The 16,181-nt window shown below is 63.2% G+C and carries 18 protein-coding genes and 1 pseudogene; 8 read left to right on the top strand and 11 right to left on the bottom strand.

The window, feature by feature from the left end; genetic code table 11:
* The first annotated feature begins 70 nt into the window (after positions 1–70).
* From VHC04_RS01595 to VHC04_RS01585, 3 genes are all read left to right on the top strand, one after another.
* On the top strand, positions 71–403 hold the full coding sequence (locus VHC04_RS01595) for a DJ-1/PfpI family protein (RefSeq protein ID WP_325677247.1): 333 nt from the start codon (positions 71–73) through the stop codon (positions 401–403).
* Positions 343–798, top strand: a complete 456-nt coding sequence (locus tag VHC04_RS01590; RefSeq protein WP_325677243.1) for a DJ-1/PfpI family protein — start codon at positions 343–345, stop codon at positions 796–798. Before VHC04_RS01595 ends, VHC04_RS01590 begins: the two co-directional genes overlap by 61 nt.
* Before the next feature lie 229 nt (positions 799–1,027).
* Positions 1,028–1,354: a DUF2200 domain-containing protein gene (locus VHC04_RS01585; RefSeq protein WP_325677241.1), complete on the top strand. Its 327-nt coding sequence runs from the start codon at positions 1,028–1,030 to the stop codon at positions 1,352–1,354.
* Positions 1,355–1,471: 117 nt separating this feature from the next.
* Here VHC04_RS01585 and VHC04_RS01580 read toward each other — a convergent pair whose 3' ends face one another.
* The gene (locus tag VHC04_RS01580) at positions 1,472–1,981 is read right to left on the bottom strand and encodes an SOS response-associated peptidase (RefSeq protein WP_325677238.1); all 510 of its coding nucleotides are present in this window, start codon (positions 1,979–1,981) and stop codon (positions 1,472–1,474) included.
* A 61-nt stretch (positions 1,982–2,042) separates the two neighbouring features.
* On the opposite strand from VHC04_RS01580, the gene VHC04_RS01575 reads away from it, so the two are divergent.
* The gene (locus VHC04_RS01575) at positions 2,043–2,633 is read left to right on the top strand and encodes an SOS response-associated peptidase (RefSeq protein WP_325677236.1); all 591 of its coding nucleotides are present in this window, start codon (positions 2,043–2,045) and stop codon (positions 2,631–2,633) included.
* 45 nt (positions 2,634–2,678) lie between these two features.
* Here VHC04_RS01575 and VHC04_RS01570 read toward each other — a convergent pair whose 3' ends face one another.
* From VHC04_RS01570 to VHC04_RS01550, 5 genes are all read right to left on the bottom strand, one after another.
* Positions 2,679–3,233 carry an NADPH-dependent FMN reductase gene (locus tag VHC04_RS01570; protein ID WP_325677234.1) on the bottom strand — a complete coding sequence of 185 codons (555 nt, stop codon included), beginning with the start codon at positions 3,231–3,233 and terminating at the stop codon, positions 2,679–2,681.
* Positions 3,234–3,302: 69 nt separating this feature from the next.
* Positions 3,303–3,890, bottom strand: a complete 588-nt coding sequence (locus VHC04_RS01565; protein ID WP_325677232.1) for a dihydrofolate reductase family protein — start codon at positions 3,888–3,890, stop codon at positions 3,303–3,305.
* 230 nt (positions 3,891–4,120) lie between these two features.
* Positions 4,121–5,017, bottom strand: a complete 897-nt coding sequence (locus tag VHC04_RS01560) for an alpha/beta fold hydrolase (RefSeq protein WP_325677230.1) — start codon at positions 5,015–5,017, stop codon at positions 4,121–4,123.
* Entirely contained in the window at positions 5,010–5,330 is a 321-nt protein-coding gene (locus VHC04_RS01555) for a thioesterase family protein (protein ID WP_325677228.1), read from the bottom strand. Before VHC04_RS01555 ends, VHC04_RS01560 begins: the two co-directional genes overlap by 8 nt.
* A gap of 142 nt (positions 5,331–5,472) precedes the next feature.
* Entirely contained in the window at positions 5,473–5,787 is a 315-nt protein-coding gene (locus VHC04_RS01550) for an ArsR/SmtB family transcription factor (RefSeq protein ID WP_325677225.1), read from the bottom strand.
* A gap of 62 nt (positions 5,788–5,849) precedes the next feature.
* Between VHC04_RS01550 and VHC04_RS01545 the strand changes: the two genes are divergently transcribed.
* The 4 genes and pseudogenes from VHC04_RS01545 (at position 5,850) to VHC04_RS01530 (ending at position 8,849) form a co-directional block, all read left to right on the top strand.
* Positions 5,850–6,794: a threonine/serine dehydratase gene (locus tag VHC04_RS01545; RefSeq protein WP_325677224.1), complete on the top strand. Its 945-nt coding sequence runs from the start codon at positions 5,850–5,852 to the stop codon at positions 6,792–6,794.
* Positions 6,795–7,267: 473 nt separating this feature from the next.
* Positions 7,268–7,946, top strand: a pseudogene (gene dnaE2, locus VHC04_RS01540) (error-prone DNA polymerase); the annotation flags it as partial.
* A 71-nt stretch (positions 7,947–8,017) separates the two neighbouring features.
* Entirely contained in the window at positions 8,018–8,650 is a 633-nt protein-coding gene (locus VHC04_RS01535; protein ID WP_325677222.1) for a hypothetical protein, read from the top strand.
* 46 nt (positions 8,651–8,696) lie between these two features.
* Positions 8,697–8,849 (top strand): hypothetical protein, encoded by a 153-nt coding sequence (locus tag VHC04_RS01530; RefSeq protein WP_325677220.1) that lies wholly within the window; start codon positions 8,697–8,699, stop codon positions 8,847–8,849.
* A 182-nt stretch (positions 8,850–9,031) separates the two neighbouring features.
* On the opposite strand, the gene VHC04_RS01525 is transcribed toward VHC04_RS01530, so the two are convergent.
* The 5 genes from VHC04_RS01525 to VHC04_RS01505 all read right to left on the bottom strand — a co-directional run bounded on the left by VHC04_RS01525 (position 9,032) and on the right by VHC04_RS01505 (position 16,103).
* On the bottom strand, positions 9,032–9,877 hold the full coding sequence (locus tag VHC04_RS01525; protein ID WP_325677218.1) for an NAD-dependent epimerase/dehydratase family protein: 846 nt from the start codon (positions 9,875–9,877) through the stop codon (positions 9,032–9,034).
* Positions 9,878–9,879: 2 nt separating this feature from the next.
* Positions 9,880–10,305, bottom strand: coding sequence for an ester cyclase (locus VHC04_RS01520; protein WP_325677216.1), 426 nt, complete (start codon positions 10,303–10,305; stop codon positions 9,880–9,882).
* A 341-nt stretch (positions 10,306–10,646) separates the two neighbouring features.
* Entirely contained in the window at positions 10,647–13,916 is a 3,270-nt protein-coding gene (locus tag VHC04_RS01515) for an error-prone DNA polymerase (RefSeq protein ID WP_325677214.1), read from the bottom strand.
* Positions 13,913–15,436 (bottom strand): DUF6504 family protein, encoded by a 1,524-nt coding sequence (locus tag VHC04_RS01510; RefSeq protein WP_325677212.1) that lies wholly within the window; start codon positions 15,434–15,436, stop codon positions 13,913–13,915. The genes VHC04_RS01515 and VHC04_RS01510 overlap by 4 nt, the downstream gene beginning before the upstream one ends.
* Positions 15,351–16,103 (bottom strand): ImuA family protein, encoded by a 753-nt coding sequence (locus tag VHC04_RS01505; protein WP_325677209.1) that lies wholly within the window; start codon positions 16,101–16,103, stop codon positions 15,351–15,353. Before VHC04_RS01505 ends, VHC04_RS01510 begins: the two co-directional genes overlap by 86 nt.
* Positions 16,104–16,181: the final 78 nt, after the last annotated feature.

Below are 16,181 nucleotides of genomic sequence, written 5' to 3'. Positions count from 1 at the left end.
TGGCGGACATGTTGTATAGGCTGGCGTCCGCCAGCGATGCAGAGCCTCATTGCGGAACCGAGACGTGGACATGGGTGAGCACCAAGCACCCTTTCAAATTGCGATCCTGCTCTACCCGGGCGTCACCGCGCTCGACGCGGTTGGGCCGTGGGAAGTGCTGTCGCGAATGCCGCACACCGAGACTCGCTTCGTCGGGCAGGAAGTCGGCCCGGTGACCACGGAGGGTGGCGCCCTCCTTCTTGGCGTCACCCATACGATCGCGGAAACGCCGTCGCCCGATCTCGTGCTGGTTCCCGGCGGTTCGACCATGCCAGGCCAAATGGTGGACGACGAGGTGCTCGGGTGGCTACGCAAGGCGCCGAAACCTCGACATGGACCGTTTCGGTCTGCACCGGCGCGTTGATCCTCGGGGCCGCTGGGATCCTGAAGGCCCTTCCGGCGACCACCCACTGGTGCAAGATGGGCGTGCTCAAGATCATGGGCGCCAGGAGTCGGCCCGCCGAGCGGATCATGCGATCCGGCAAGGTTGTCACCGCCGCGGGCGTGCCGGCTGGCATCGATCTGGCGCTGTGGCTGGCCGGCGAGATTGCCGGTCGCGCACGGGCCGAAGCTATCCAGCTGGTAATCGAATATGATCCGCATCCGCCGTTCGATGCCGGCCACGTGAGCAAGGCGTCTGAAGAAACGCAAAAGCTCGCCAGGGAGACGATGGACGACAGCATGCCGGCCGACCAGCGCCGGCTCGTCCCCAGGATTGCATGGCGACGGCTTATCGATCTTATTCGCACGGGCAAATGATCGACGCCGCAGCCATACGCCATGTGGGCCACCGATCCGCGGCTCGTGGTCTGATGGTCCGCGACGCGCTTGGCGCTGATGTCGGTGCGGTGCGGCTGCCCGGGTCACGCGCCAGTCGTGAGCTTGCGACCGGTCAGCTCTTACGCTCGCGCCAGGGCATGACGCCGCTTCCCGGTCACGGCTCCACTTGCGTACAGGGTGCTTCATGACGCGACATCGCATCTATTCCATGAGCTTCGCCAGCGTTTATCCGCACTATGTCGCCAAGGCGGAGAAGAAAGGACGCAGCAGCGCTGAGGTCGATGAAATCATCCGCTGGCTGACGGGGTACTCCGAGGAGGGCCTCGCCGCCGAGCTGGCGAAGAAAACCAGTTTCGAGGATTTCTTTGATCGGGCGCCCTGCCTGAATCCTTCGCGCACTTCGATCACAGGCTTGATCTGCGGTGTTCGGGTGGAAGACATCGAAGACCCGCTTATGAAGGAAATCCGCTATCTCGATAAGCTGATCGACGAGCTCGCGAAGGGGAAGGCGACGGCGAAGATTCTCCGAAAGTGAGAAGCGCGAGCTGGTGGCGAGGTATTCGCTGCCACAGGTATCGAGCCGCATCTGCCGCAGCAAAGTGAGCCGTCTTGTCGCCGTAGCCTTCTAGAAAGGCCGGTGGAGCCGTCGATCCTAAATCGCCAGAGCGCGCTGATGGCTATCGCGCAGCCCGATTTCCCGCACGCGGAAGGAGCCGCGCGGGAGCGGACGGAGCAATTCGTCTTCCGGCACGGTGGCGTCGAGCCAATCGTGCCGTTGCGCCCGGGTCAGCACCGCCATCTGCCGGTCATGGTACGGCGCGACGTCCTCGTTCGCCGCCACCGTCAGAACGCCGTAGGCCTCGGGCCAGTCGGGCTTCGCCGGGCGCCAGATGCCAGCAAAGTAGAACCAGTCGCCGCTCGCGAGCGAAAAGCTGTAGGTCCGGCCGCGGCTGCGGAAACGGAATTCTGAAGCCGGAACGAGGCAGCGGTGGGTCGGAAAGCTGCGGCCTTCGGAGCGCACGACGGTGAAAGGCCGGGTTTCGCCTTCCCGGCCCCTCAAGCCCCAAGCGAGTTCCACCATCTCCACGCCACTGTCCTCACGCCGTATGATGGCGCGGCGCTGGCCGAGCGGGGCGTCGAGATCGAATGGGGTTGCCGTCATGGGAGTGAACATAATAGGAACGATAGCTGCCCGCAACTGAAGCCGCGAGACGGAGACCCTGATGTGCAACGACTATCGTCTGGAGGTGGAGACGTCGAAGATCTTCGAGGACTTCGCGGACCTGAAGATCAGGATTCGCTTTTCCGAGGGCGCGCCCAACATCGAAGCCCGGCAGGACATCAAGATCACTGACACAGCGCCGATCGTGCGGACGATCGAAGGCGAGGCGGACGCGGGCGATCTCGTGCAGCGGCGGTGGAGCTGGCCCGGACCGAAGGGCCGGCCGGTCTACAATTTTCGCTCGGACGGGCGGGAGTTCGACACGGGTCGCTGCCTGATCATCGCGGACGGCTTTTATGAGTTCACCGACCCAGCCGATAAAAAGAAGAAGCGGAAGGACAAGTGGCTATTCACCAAGAATGGCGAGCCCTGGTTTTGTATCGCCGGCATCTGGCGCGCCAACAAGGATGTGGGCGAGGCCTTCACGATGCTTACCACGGAGCCGGGCCCGGACATTGCGCCGTACCATGATCGCCAGATCGTCATTCTCGAGCGCGAGGCGTGGACCGCTTGGCTCGACTCTTCGGTGCCGGCGCAATCGTTGATACGGCCACTCGCTGCGGGGGCGTTGAACGTAGAACAGGTCGGATGATACTGGCGAGAAAGAATATTCGCGCTGCTCGGTTGGACATTCTGGTTAGGACCGGTTTTCGTCGAAGCTTTCTTTCGCGGTATTTGCGAGGGTTGCGACCGAAGCGGCAATCTTGCTGCGGATGTTACTCGTCCTAATGGTGCCATCGGCATCGACATCCTGGCGAGACGTCGGAACACGGATGCAGGCTGGTTCGACGATATGCGCGCCGACGTAGCCCAGCACCCTGCGCAGGGATGCATAGGCGTCCTCGCCCCCGGCGACGGCGGCTGATGAAGCTGCATTGATCCAGGCGACGGGTTTGCCGTTCATCTCCACTCCGCCGACACTCCAATCGAGCAGGTTCTTTAAGGAGCCCGGCAGCGCGCCGGCGTATTCCGGCGTAGAGAACAAAATCGCATCAGCGCGTCCAATTTCGGCCCGGAGCTCCGCGACGACCCTGTTCAGAGGCTCACGATCATCGTCGGGATTGAAGTGGGGCAACTCACTGAGCGATTGATAAAGCCGAGTGACAACAGTTGAAGGGGCGACTTGCTGTGCCGTCTTGAGGACGGCCGCATTAACGGAGCCTGCCCGCAAACTGCCGCTGATCAGCAACATCGAGCACGTCATCCGCTCTCCGCAACTAAGCTCAACGTCAGGTGTGTGCATTTGCCGTGAGGGGCCCGTTCAAATGGGACGGAAGGTCTTGGCTACGATCCCGCTGTCGAACCGCTCCAGCGCGACCAGATCCAGCCGGAGCGGCTTGTCCAAGCCGGAGAAGACCTCCAGCCCCTTCGGCAGGGCCACGGGATGGACGAGAAACTGGTACTCGTCGATTAGCCCGGTCGGCACGAGGCTACGCGCGAAACCCGCGCCACCCCACGCGATGATCGGTTTGCCATCCATAGCCTTTAGTCTTTCGACTCCCGCGGCAAGATCGCCGGTAAGACGTTCGGCAGCGTCCCAGCTTTCGATGGCGCCGCCCTTCCTCCCAAGCTCTCTAGGCTGCCTCTCCGTGCCGGAATGGCGGCTGAAATAGGACTTGGGGATGGCGTTCATCGGTCCGGCATAGGTATCGTCCGATGTCGGCCAATGCCCTTTCATGTCCTCGAAGGTGCGGCGGCCCATCAGGTGCAGGCTGGCGTCCCAAGCGCGGGCGAGCTGCCACGCTTTTGATCCGCCGTCCGGAGCGGTGAACATCCAATCGAGCTCGCCTCCTGGACCAGCGACGAATCCATTGAGCGAGGTGGACATCTTGAGGATCAGTTTGCGCATGCACGTCTCTCCGTTGGCCGGCCTACCCCACTCCGAGGACGCGCGAGGACCGCGCAATCCGACAACGTGACACAACAAGGCCAAAGACGGCGGCGCACGCAGTCCACCCGCTTGAGCCCATTCTGTCCAGCAATCGCGTCGTTGCCATCAACGCACGCGCGCAAGCGATAGTCGTGGCCATTAATCATGTGAAGCCAATTCGAGCGGCATGCGCCTGCTAGACGAGGCAATCAATTGCGGTTCGATCCACCCACGGACGAGAGGAAATCGCGCAGCGTTTGGGCGACCTCAACTGGGAATTGATCCACGAAGAAATGCCCGCCGGGCAGAGATGCTGAGATCGGTTCGCTGAAACGTTTGCGCCATGCCGCGGGGATATCGAAGAGGCCCGCCATATGCCCCGTCGAACCATAAAACACGAGGGTCGGACACGACACGCGGCGGTCAACATCCGCTTCGTCGTGTTCAAGGTCGAGACTGGCAGCAGCCCGATAGTCGGAACATGAACCGTGGATCATCGCAGGATCGCGCCAGGAGCGCCTGTAATCCGCAAGCATCTCCTGATCAAAATCCGAGATGCTGCTAGCGCCCCAACCCACAAGGCAGGTTTCATAGAAGAAGTCCGGGTCGTTTCCGATCATGCGCTCGGGAAACGGCTCGGGCTGCGAGAGAAAATACCAATGCCAATACGAGCCGGCTACCTTGCGGTTCGTCTCCATGAACATGGCGTAGGTCGGGACAATATCCATGACGGTCAGGCTGAGGATAGCCTCGGGATGGTCGAGCGCCAAGCGATGGCCCGTGCGGCCGCCGCGGTCATGCCCGATGACGTGAAATCGATCAAAGCCAAGCGCGCGCATCAACTCCAGCTGATCATCCGCCATGGCCCGAAACGAATAGTTGGACTTGTCGGGCGCGCAGCGCGGCTTGCTGGAGTCGCCATAGCCTCTCAGATCAGCGCATACGACAGTGTATTGCTTGGCCAGCGACGGTGCGATCCGCGCCCACATCGCTTTGTTCTGCGGAAAGCCGTGCAACAACAGAAGAGGCGGGCCCGCTCCGCCGACAACGCACGATATTTCGACTTCGCCAACGTCGATCGTTCGCGATGAGAAGCCCTCATACACTGAACCTCTCCTTCTTTTCCGTGACGCGCTTCCAGAATTTGTCGAGGTCGATGATCGCCCTCCTGTGGGTTCCTTCACTGATGATCCCGGCGTCGTCCGCGCAACCGACCCGGAAGCAAAGGCTTCTTCCCTCGATTGCGATGAGCTCGATCTCGGCGGTGACCGACATGCCCGCTGGGGTGGCGGCCAGATGGCTGACATCGACGTGTGTGCCGACGGTACGTCGCTGGGCGGTGAGGTACGGCCGCAGCGCCTCGATGCACGTCTGCTCAATGAAGCCAACCATCATCGCCGTGGCGAATACGGGAGGCATATCCTTGAATCCTGGCCAGGAGTCATCGACCTCCGGTACCGTGTGACACGCACGCACGGTCATTCGCCGGCTGAGGCGCAATCCAGACTTAAGGGCCGGCAAGGTCTCGTTCATAGCTCACCTTGATCGATAGCAGAGACGCTCAAAACGCCTTAGCGATGGCGCGCTTTGCGGCGGCGATAGCGCTCTCATTCCTCTTGTAGAACGTCCATTGTTTGATCCGCTTTCCGCGGATCAGATCGGCCTCGGTCAGTACCTTCAGATGCTCGCTAACAGTCGGCTGGGAGACCCCCAGTTTGGTCGCGATCAGCACGCCGCAGACCCCGTCCTGGACGAGGTCGCCATCCTCTTGAGGCGGGAAATTAGCTGCGGGGTCCTTTAGCCATTCAAGGACCTGTAGACGGCGCGGATTGGCGAGCGCGCGCAGGGCCTTCAGGCTGTCATCTTTCTTAGGCATATTGCCATTTTGCTAATTCCCGAATAGAAGTCAATCGACTGTTATGATGCGTGAGGGACGGTATGGGCGACGGTGAGATCGGACGGGACGCGATCGCTGCGGTGGAGACCGTGATCAGGCCTTATATTCGACGTACGCCGGTCATCGAGATTGAGGCCGCAGACTTCGGCCTCGGCGGCCACCCCATTGTATTGAAGCTCGAGGTCACACAACGTGCGGGTTCTTTCAAGACCCGCGGTGCCTTCGCCAATCTGCTGACCCGGAACGTCCCCTCGGCCGGCGTCGTTGCGGCCTCCGGGGGAAACCACGGCGCTGCAGTCGCGTTCGCGGCGAACCGGCTGGCCAAGCCGGCGCACATCTTCGTGCCGGAGATCTCGTCGCCAGCCAAGATCGCGAAGATCAGGGGATACGGCGCCGACCTGGTGGTCGGAGGCGCCCGCTATGCCGATGCCCTCCAGGCAAGCGAAGCCTTCGCGGCGCAATCGGGCGCGCTGCCGGTGCATGCTTTCGATCAACGCGAAACGTTGCTCGGCCAAGGCACATTGGCATTCGAGTTGGAGGCGCAGGCGCCTGATCTCGACACGGTCCTGGTCGGGGTTGGCGGTGGCGGTCTGATCGGTGGAATTGCCGCTTGGTATTGCGGGGGCGTGAAAGTCGTCGGTGTTGAGCCGGAAGGGTCGCCCACCCTCACCAAGGCTCTCGAAGCCGGCAAGCCCGTCGATGCGGCGACGGAAGGGATTGCAGCGGATTCGCTCGCGCCGAAGCGGATCGGAAAGTTGGTTTATCCGATAGTGCGCGATCACGTTGCTTCCGTGGTCCTCGTCACTGATGAAGCGATCTGTGCGGCTCAACGGGCGCTCTGGGAAGCGGCGAGGATCGTCGCCGAGCCTGGCGGCGTGGCCGCAACGGCGGCTCTGCTCTCCGGCCGCTATCGTTCCCGGCCGGGCGAGCGCATCGGCGTCATCGTCAGCGGCGGCAACACAACCGCCGTCTCGTTCGACCGTTAGTGGGCCGGCGATTTTTTTTGAGGCTAGCCGCGGTCCCTGTCCTGGAGACATGGCAATGGAGAGCGATTCCAACATTCGCGAGCGTCTCTTCCGTCGCACCGTTCTCCGCACTCCCATTAGGGATTACCCAGCGCCTGCAAGGTGGGCCATCATCAGGGCCTTCAGAACCTTTGGCGACTGACGAGCTATGGCAGCAGCGCAGTCATTGGAAGGATGCGCACTCGCAACCGGTCGGCACAATCGATGCGGTAACTCTTCCACGGGAGCCTTTTGCCGATCTTGCGAACTTGGGGTAATGCACGGCGATAGGGACCGTGATGCCGGTCTTCCGCGATCATTGAACCGCGTCGATGTTGAAGCAGCTCCAATCAATGGAAATTTCGACTCTTCACCTTGATCGAATCGATATGCAGGTCGGGCGTATAGATATCGCGGCGCCGCAGGCCTTTGGGCGGCAGCTCGCGCGGGTCGGGGCCGCCGCTCTGATGGGCGCGCCGCGCCACCTCAGTCAGCATCCCGGCGGCTTCGTCCTGACGAACGACCGGCTCGACGACCTCGTGCCGATCGAGCCGGCCGCGTTGGTCGATCGCCAGGTGATCGAGTGGGACAAGGACGATATCGACGCGCTCAAGTTCATGAAGGTCGATGTGCTCGCGCTCGGCATGCTCACCTGCATGAAGAAGGCCTTCGACCTGATGGCCGAGCACAAGGGCGTCAATGTTGACCTAGCGACCGTCCCAGCTGAGGACCCGCGCACCTATGCGATTCCGCAAAGCCGACACGCTCGGCACCTTCCAGATCGAATCCTGCGCGCAGTTGTCGATGCTGCCGCGCATCAAGCCGCGAACCTTCTACGACCTGGTGGTCGAGGTCGCGATCGTGCAGCCGGGTCCGATTCAAGGCGACATGGTGCATCCCTATCTCCGCCGGCGCGAAGGGCTGGAGCTGGTCGTGTATCCCAAGCCCGAGTTGGGGCAGGTCCTCGGCAAGACGCTCGGCGTGCCGCTCTTTCAGGAGCAGGCAATGAGGGTCGCCATCGTCTGCGCAGGCTTCACGCCGGGCGAGGCCGATCAGCTTCGCAAGAGCATGGCGACCTTCAAGTTCACTGGCGGGGTCTCGGCGTTTCGCGACAAGCTGATTGCCGGCATGGTTGCCATGCTGAACGGCGCGAAGTTCGGAGACAACGCGTCCCTGGATAATCTCGTCAAGGCGATGGCACATTCATGAGTGATCTTCTCGCTCTACGAGATGAGCGTGAGTTTACCGCATTCCTCTGCGGAACCCTGGGCGCGAAACTGCTTCTCTCCGATCTCACCAAAGACGGCGAACCTCATCTTGCTTGCGAACCTCTTGCCGCCCTGCCCTCGGCGTTACCCGGACCTGCGGCATTCGGCGATCGCGCAGTTCGGGACCTCATTTTTTGGCTGCCGCTGGCCGGTCCGCTCCAGATGCTCGCCGACGCCCCGATGCCCGCCACTCCGGTTGACGTCGTCGCGAGGCGCCTCTCGAATGAAGCAGCGGGCGACCGCACGCGAGATCTAATCGATCTTGAGCGTTCGCCGATTTTAATATTTCGCCGCTCGCAGGCTCTGAGTCCTCAGCGCCTCGCTCCTGGTGGCTTTGGCTCTCGACCGTTGAGAGTGGCAGCGGCAGCGGTCCCGGCCGAGATCCGGGCCGCTTACCGCAAAGCGCACCTCTGGCTCAGGGCGCGCGCCGTGAAGACCGATCCCTTCGATCACTGTCCTGAAGTTCAGCACCGCCGACCCAAAAACCTCGGCCCGCTCTGCTGCTGGGTGCAACCCGAGGCATGGCGCATGGTCCAATTCGGTATGGAGATTTGGCCGTGGAACGGCTAAACGCCACGTCGCTTCAATAAACGGACGGTATGCGCTTCGCGTCGAGATGTATATCGGCCCGGAAACGCCGAACCCGCTATTCATCACCCTGCTGCGGGCGAGCGGTGAAGCTCCGGCCATCGAAGTCGTGCTGGCCGACATCCTGGGCCTAACGAAGTCAACTACAACGCATGCAATTTTGGCGACGGGCTTCCAGTGACAATTCGTTTTGCGGACAAGGTCGGGGAGGTTGACCATGGGAAGCGCCGCGAGGCAGAACGGCAGCCCTTCAAATTTTACGTACGGCGATGGTGCCGGTTGGGAGCTAAGCGGCCAGCCGCTGGTCTTTCCCGCCTTGCTCCTGATCGTCGCCCTCCGCGGCTGTGTCCGCCTGGCTCAGGTTCATACGATTCCTGACCGGTAGCTCGAGAATGCCGGTTCCCAACTTAAGAGCTTCTTGGCCGTCCCGTTTGTGACTCGGAACGATGGAAGAGAAGATGGCCCGCCAGGAGCGGGGTCGGGCGCTCCCTCAAGGCGAGCAACGTAAGTGAGAAGGTCGCGATATGTGATTGGGACGTCATCAACTATCGAGAGCCGCGCCCCAGGGTGGGATTGCTCTGAAGCAAGAACGAAGGCGCGCGCAAAATCGATGACGTGCACAAGTGAAATAAAGTCGCTGCCGTCTGCCGGCAGGCGCAGCTCATGCGAACGGGCCTGCGAGCGCCATGCGTCATCGCGACCCGTGCACGGACCATAGAGTGCGCCACCACGCAAAATCGTCCAGTGCAGGTCCGAGCTTTGGACAATGGCTTCCATGTCGATTGCAGACGCCGTTGCGGCTGTGGGTGGAAGTAGAGGGGCGGCCTCGTCGACCAAAATACCGGTACCGCCGACAAGAAATGCGACACTCTGCTGGACATACCGCTCGACGCCATTCCTGCGGCAAGCTGCAATGAGATTAAGCGTTCCCTCGCGGCGAATCCGATCGTTCAAGACCAGGTTGGCTGGCCTACCCGGCCGAGGCGCCGCAGTCGCGAGATGGAGAGCGACGTCGCATCCTGCCAGCGCATGCTCAAGGGTGGCGGTCTCCAATATATTGCCAAGGCGCGCGTCGATCCCGATACCACGAAGTATGACGACATCCGATTCCTTCGTGACGATCGCGCGCACCTCATGGCCGCGTTCGATGAGACGCGGAATGACGTGGCGGCCGATTACGCCCGTGGCGCCAACGACGGCAATTCGCACAATCAGGCGCCTTGCTCGGCCGGCAGTCCTATTTGGCGTAATAGCGTGGAGAGATCGTAATAGAAACGCTCCCCCGCCATTAGTCCATCGCGAAAAGGAATAACGACGGCCAGAGGGAAGCGGATCGCTCGACCAGTAGGCGGGTGATCGAGGAATCGGCCTCGATGTACGCCATGATATTCGGTTTCAGCAATCATAAACCTGCCGTCCTCCGACCAATGTCGGTGTTGGCCCTGAACCTCGAGGTCGAAGGCATCCCACCAAGCGCGGTAGTAAGTCTCAACTTCGGTAACCCCGCGGTAGATCTTGCCCATTGGTAGGTCCTCAAATTTACATTCCGGATGCAAAGTTGCGAGAGTCTCTTCCATTCGGTGCTCGTTCTCTGCACTCAAGTGACGATTGACCAGCGCCTCCAGTTTTGGGTCCATATCGCCTCCAAATCTCGACGCTGCTGTGATCGCCGGCCTTGACCTTGCGGTAGGTCTCTCCGTTGGGGCACACGCGAAGCGTTGGGCACGCAGCGGTAACTCCTGCACCTCGGTCGTCGCCTTTTGCCGTTATTGCGAATTTCTGTCGTCCAGCCTGCCAGAACTGCGATTGCTTTGGCTGGCCATGTCAGGGCTCAGCAAAACATGGTCGATGCGCAGGGCGCGTTGCGGGTGAAGGCGTTCCGAAAGTAGCCGCAGAACGTGTAGATGCGCTCGCCAGCGTGAGCGTCCTGAGTGCATCGGTCCACCCTTGGGCCAGCAGGCCGGCATAGGGACATCGCTTAATGGAAATTTCGACTCTTCAACTTGATCGCATCGATATGCAGGTTGGGCGTATAGATGTCGCGGCTCCGCAGGCCTTTGGGCGGCAGCTCGCGCGAGTCGGGGCCGCCGCTCGTCTTGACCTGATCGCCGCGGCCATGCTGCAGCGGAAAGCCCGCGTCGCGGCTGCCGATGGTGGCGAGGTCGGTCGAAAGATCGGCAAGCTGATGCGCGACCAAATGGACGACCTCGCCCTCGCGCTGAATACGACCACGAGCGGCAAGCATGCTGGCACCCATCACAACGCGGCGGAATTTCTCGAACGTGGACGGCCAGACGACGAGGTTTGCGATTCCTGTTTCGTCTTCGAGCGTGATGAACAGGACACCTTTCGCGCTGCCCGGCCGTTGACGGACCAGCACGAGCCCCGCCACCTCAACCCAGCGCCCGTCGCGAGCTTCCATGGCCTCTGTGCAAGTGACGATCCGGCGCGCCGCCAGGTCCCTCCGCAAGAAGGCGACGGGATGCCGGCGCAAGGTGAGGCCGACATGGCCGTAGTCTTCCACCACCTCGCTCCCGGCCGTCATCGGCTTCAGCGTCACCTCCGGTTCTTCGACCTCGGCGACACGCTCGTCACCGCCCGCCGCGGCGGCCGCGAACAGCGGCAGCGGCTCGTCCCGCAGCGCTTTGATCGCCCACAGCGCTTCCCGTCGGACCAAGCCTAAGGCCGGACGAAAGGCGTCGGCTTCGGCGAGCTGCACGAGCGATGCGGACGGCACGCCGGCGCGTCGCCACAAATCATCGAGGGATCGGAATGGCTGGTCGGCGCGGGCCGCAACAATGGTCGCAGCATGGGCATTGGCCAGACCTTTCACCATCCGCATGCCAAGACGAACAGCGAAGCGACTGTCATCGTCAGTCGGCTCGAGCGTGCAGTCCCAGCGAGAGGCGTTGGCGCAGACAGGCCGAATCTCAACGCCATGCGCTTGGGCGTCGCGCACGATCTGCGCCGGCGCGTAGAAGCCCATGGGCTGCGAGTTCAGCAGAGCCGCGCAGAACACATCGGGGTGCCAGCATTTCACCCAACTGCTCGCGTAGGCGATCAGGGCAAAAGAGGCTGCGTGGCTTTCCGGAAACCCGTAAGACCCGAAGCCTTCGAGCTGCTTGAAGGTCTGCTCCGCGAACTCGCGCTCGTAGCCGTTGGCGATCATGCCGGCGATCAGCTTGTCGCGAAACGCCGAGACCCCGCCGGTGAACTTGAAGGTCGCCATGCTCTTGCGGAGCTGGTCGGCCTCGCCCGGCGTAAACCCGGCGCAGACGATGGCGACCCTCATTGCCTGCTCCTGAAAGAGCGGCACGCCGAGCGTCTTGCCGAGTACCTGCTCCAGTTCGGGCTTGGGATAGACGACCGGCTCCAACCCCTCTCGCCGCCGCAAATAGGGATGCACCATGTCGCCCTGGATCGGACCCGGCCGGACGATCGCCACCTCGACCACCAGGTCATAAAAGGTCCGCGGCTTGATGCGCGGCAGCATCGACATCTGGGCGCGGGATTCGATCTGGAAGGTGCCGAGCGTGTCAGCCTTTCGGATCATCGCATAGGTGCGCGGGTCTTCAGCCGGGATGGTCGCCAAGTCGACATTGACGCCCTTGTGCTCGGCCATCAGGTCGAACGCCTTCTTCATGCAGGTGAGCATGCCGAGGGCGAGCACATCGACCTTCATGAACTTCAGCGCGTCGATATCGTCCTTGTCCCACTCGATCACCTGGCGGTCGACCATCGCGGCCGGCTCAATCGGCACGAGGTCGTCAAGGCGGTCGTTCGTCAGGACGAAGCCACCGGGGTGCTGGCTAAGATGGCGCGGCGCGCCCATGAGCTGGCGGGCGAGATCGAGCGCGAGGCGCAGACGCCGGTCGGATAGGTTGAGATTCAGGGCCTCGACGTGCTTGTCCTCGACGCCATCCTCCGACCAGCCCCAGACTTGGGAGGACAGCATCTTGATGAGATCATCGGTGAGGCCGAGCGCCTTGCCGACGTCGCGGATCGCACCCTTGGTGCGATAGCGGATGACGGTCGAGCACAGCGCCGCATGATCGCGCCCGTACTGCTCGAAGATCCACTGCATGACGATCTCGCGTCGCTCGTGCTCGAAATCGACGTCGATATCGGGAGGCTCGCGGCGTTCTTCGGAGACGAAGCGCTCGAACAACAGGTCATTCCTGGCCGGATCGATCGAGGTGATCCCAAGCACGTAGCAGACCGCTGAGTTCGCGGCGCTGCCGCGGCCCTGGCAGAGGATGTCCTTCGAGCGCGCGAAGCGGACGATCGCATGAACCGTGAGGAAGTACGGCGCATATTTCAGCTTCTCGATCAGCCGCAGTTCATGGCGGAGCCCCTCAGCGACCTCGTCCGGCAGGCCCTCGGGATAGCGCCAGGCCGCGCCCTCCCAGGTCAGCTTTTCCAACGTCTCCTGTGGCGTGAGGGTCGGATTGGCGCGCTCCTCGGGATATTGGTAGGCCAGTTCGTCGAGAGAGAAGCGGCAGCGGTCGACGATCTCCGCCGTGCGCGCCAGCGCCTCGGGATAGCGCCCGAACAGCCGGTGCATCTCCTCGGGCGGTTTCAGATAGCGGTCGGCGTGCCGCTCGCGGCGATCGCCGAGTTCGTCGATTGTGACGTTGTGGCGGATGCATGTGACGACGTCCTGCAGGATGCGCCGCTTGGGCTCATGAAAAAGCACGTCGTTGGTGACGATCGTCGGCACGCGCATGGAGGTGGCCAGGTTCGACAAATGGTGAAGACGAAGCTGATCGTTCGGCCGACGGCGGAGCGTGAGCGCCATGTAGGCACGATCGTCGAAGACATCGCACAGCCGCCGCAGGCGTAGTGCGCACTCCTCGTCGGCCTCATCGGGCAGGAGGATCGCGATCAGACCTTCGCTGTGGGCGATCACGTCTACCCACGCGAGATCGCAGCGCGCCTTTCCGGCGCGCTTCTTGCCCAGCGACAGAAGCCGGCAAAGCCGCGAATAGGCCGCTCGATCGGTCGGATAGACCAGCACCGACATGCCGTCGTTGAGATCGAGGCGGCAGCCGACCACCAGCCGCACGCCTGTGGTCTTTGCGGCCTCATGCGCGCGCACGACGCCCGCCAGGGAATTGCGGTCAGCGACGGCGAGCGCTTCGATTCCGAGGACCGCGGCGGTGGCGAACAGCTCTTCGCAGGACGACGCCCCTCGCAGGAAACTGAAATGCGAGGTGACCTGCAGCTCGGCATAGCGCGGGCGCTTCATCCGAAGATCCCATGCAAGAACCAGCGCTGCGAGCCCGTCAGCGGGTCCTGGCCGTCGCCGGCGCGGAAGACCCAGTAGCGTTCGCCGGCGTCGTCCTCGACGCGGAAGTAATCACGCACGGCCTCCAGCTCGGGATCTCGCTTCCACCATTCGCCGAACACGCGCTCCGGGCCGTCGGCGCGCTTCACGCGGCGGCGCACGCCGCGCCAGGTGAAGGAGGCCGGCGGATGGTCCGGCAGGAGAGCGACGGTGTCGATCGGTTCGGGATTCGGAAGTAGGCGCGATGGCCGCGGCCAATGGCCGGGCCATTCCGCGCCGGTCTCGGGCGCAAGCGCCGGGATATGCCGAGCCGCGCGCTCGGGCACGTCGCTGGCGACAGGCGCAATGCGGTAGAGATTCCTTTCGCCGACACGATTGGCGAGAAGGTCGATCAGACCTGAGACGTCGGGCTCCGCTTCGTCGACCAGATTGGTGATCACCTGCTTGGGCGCGAGCGGCTCTGTCACAGCCGCCGTCAGCGTCATGATCTCGATCCCGAAGCCCGGATCGATGGTCTCGATCTTGTCGCTGAGGAGCCGCGTCATCCGCTTCGCATCCCGAAGCGGCAGGCCAGTCCCGATGCGAACGGCTTGTGCGCGGTTGTCGACGCGCTGGCAGATGAGGTCGATCCGACGAGCGCCGACGCCCTTCTGCTCGAGGCCGTCGCAAAGTTGGGTGGCGAGCTTGCCGATGTAGCGCGCGATGGTCTCGGCCGCGCCGATCGGCTCAGCGAAGGCGCGGCGCGCTTCAATGATGGTGTCGGGCCGAACAGGATCGATGGGCTCGGCGATCCGGCCAATTGTCTGGTCAAGACGCCGGCCGAGCTCGGCGCCGAAGCGCAGCGCCAGGGGCGCGCGCGGCTGAGCGAGCAAGTCGCCGATCTGGTCGAAGCCGAGCACCCGGAGGCTATCGATCAGCGGCGGCGGAAGTCGCAGGCCCGCAACCGGCAGCGTCGCGACATCGTTCGCTGCTTTGCCGGGCTCGGACACAAAGCCAGCCCGCCCGCCGAAACGCGCCAAGGCGTGCGCCGCACCCCAGGTGTCGGCGATGGCGGCGCGGGCTAGCAAGCCGACGCTGGCGAGCTTCTCGACCAGCGTTGCAAGCATCGCCGGCTCTCCGCCATGGAGGTGATCGGCGCCGCTGCAATCGATGACGATGCCGTCAGACGGGTCGGCGGCGACAATCGGCGCAAAGCGCTGCAGCATCCAGAGGGCCAGCCGCTCCAGGGCCTCGGCATCGGCCGCCGGATCGGCGTCCTGGATCACCAGGCTTTGCACGAGCGCCTGGGCCTTGGTCGCGGGCATGCCGACGCGAAGGCCGGCGGCCTGGGCAGCCGCGTCCGCCGCCAGCACTACCCGCCTTCTTCCGTCCCGGCCAACCAGGATCAACGGCGTATCAGCCGGAGGCGCTGCGTCGCCCGTCTTCCGCCTGACCCGGTCCGTGGACAAGGTCGGCAGGAAGACGGAGATGACCCGTGTCATCGCACGCCTCCAATTCAAAGTCCGCGCTCTCGCCGGCGCGACAACGGATCAGCTCCACCAGCCAGCGAGGCCGGCCGACTCCCGGCACCGGGAGCGGCGTCGAGGGAAGCGCCGAGACTCGCCATCGGGTAGTGGCGGCTGTCGGCTGGCCGAAGTCGGAAGCCTCGGTCTGACGGCGCCAGCGGCGCAGGGCGATGCCGATCGTGCCGGTACCTTCGGCGGCGAGCTGTAGGCGGCGCGAGGCAGTCATCGACAGCCGAGCGATCTCCGCAATGACGGCACCCAAACCGCCATGCCGCAGACCTTCCTCCATGCAGGCCAGAACGGTCTTGTCGTCCCCCGCTTCAGCGTAGATCACCCGGTCCGGTGAAAGACCGGCCTGGGCGAGCGCCGGCGCGAAAAGATCGGGCTTGGTGATGCACCAGAGCACCTTGCTCTTGGTTCGCGAAGCGATCCCGGCGGCGAAGAGCGCCGCGGCCGCGCCATCGATCGTGCCATTCCCGCCGCCGGCGACCTCGTGAAGTGCACCAAGAGTGAGGCCGCCGCCGGGGAGTCGTGAGTCGATCTCGGCGATCCCGAACGGGAGGACCGATCTGGAGCGCCTGCTTCGGCATTCGAGCCTCTCGATCTGCGCGCGCAGGGCCTCTATGGCGGGCTTCGGCCGCACCGTCGTCGCTGACCTCCATGGACGGATTAACGGGCATGTTCCCTATTTGTTCTATTTCCGCTAAGGTGAGTCAAGGTT

Origin of the sequence: Rhodopila sp. (assembly GCF_035548095.1) — a bacterium.
Taxonomy (GTDB): Bacteria; Pseudomonadota; Alphaproteobacteria; order Acetobacterales; family Acetobacteraceae; genus Rhodopila.
The sequence above is the reverse complement of the archived record's forward strand: the minus strand, read 5'-3'. Positions and strand labels throughout refer to the sequence as shown.

Coding starts and splice junctions, on each gene's coding strand:
- VHC04_RS01595 (WP_325677247.1), top strand. CDS start 71: ATGGGTGAGCACCAAGCACCCTTTCAAATTGCGATCCTGCTCTACCCG.
- VHC04_RS01585 (WP_325677241.1), top strand. CDS start 1,028: ATGAGCTTCGCCAGCGTTTATCCGCACTATGTCGCCAAGGCGGAGAAG.
- VHC04_RS01580 (WP_325677238.1), bottom strand. CDS start 1,981: ATGACGGCAACCCCATTCGATCTCGACGCCCCGCTCGGCCAGCGCCGC.
- VHC04_RS01575 (WP_325677236.1), top strand. CDS start 2,043: ATGTGCAACGACTATCGTCTGGAGGTGGAGACGTCGAAGATCTTCGAG.
- VHC04_RS01570 (WP_325677234.1), bottom strand. CDS start 3,233: ATGTTGCTGATCAGCGGCAGTTTGCGGGCAGGCTCCGTTAATGCGGCC.
- VHC04_RS01565 (WP_325677232.1), bottom strand. CDS start 3,890: ATGCGCAAACTGATCCTCAAGATGTCCACCTCGCTCAATGGATTCGTC.
- VHC04_RS01555 (WP_325677228.1), bottom strand. CDS start 5,330: ATGCCTCCCGTATTCGCCACGGCGATGATGGTTGGCTTCATTGAGCAG.
- VHC04_RS01550 (WP_325677225.1), bottom strand. CDS start 5,787: ATGCCTAAGAAAGATGACAGCCTGAAGGCCCTGCGCGCGCTCGCCAAT.
- VHC04_RS01545 (WP_325677224.1), top strand. CDS start 5,850: ATGGGCGACGGTGAGATCGGACGGGACGCGATCGCTGCGGTGGAGACC.
- VHC04_RS01535 (WP_325677222.1), top strand. CDS start 8,018: ATGAGTGATCTTCTCGCTCTACGAGATGAGCGTGAGTTTACCGCATTC.
- VHC04_RS01530 (WP_325677220.1), top strand. CDS start 8,697: ATGTATATCGGCCCGGAAACGCCGAACCCGCTATTCATCACCCTGCTG.
- VHC04_RS01520 (WP_325677216.1), bottom strand. CDS start 10,305: ATGGACCCAAAACTGGAGGCGCTGGTCAATCGTCACTTGAGTGCAGAG.
- VHC04_RS01515 (WP_325677214.1), bottom strand. CDS start 13,916: ATGAAGCGCCCGCGCTATGCCGAGCTGCAGGTCACCTCGCATTTCAGT.
- VHC04_RS01510 (WP_325677212.1), bottom strand. CDS start 15,436: ATGACACGGGTCATCTCCGTCTTCCTGCCGACCTTGTCCACGGACCGG.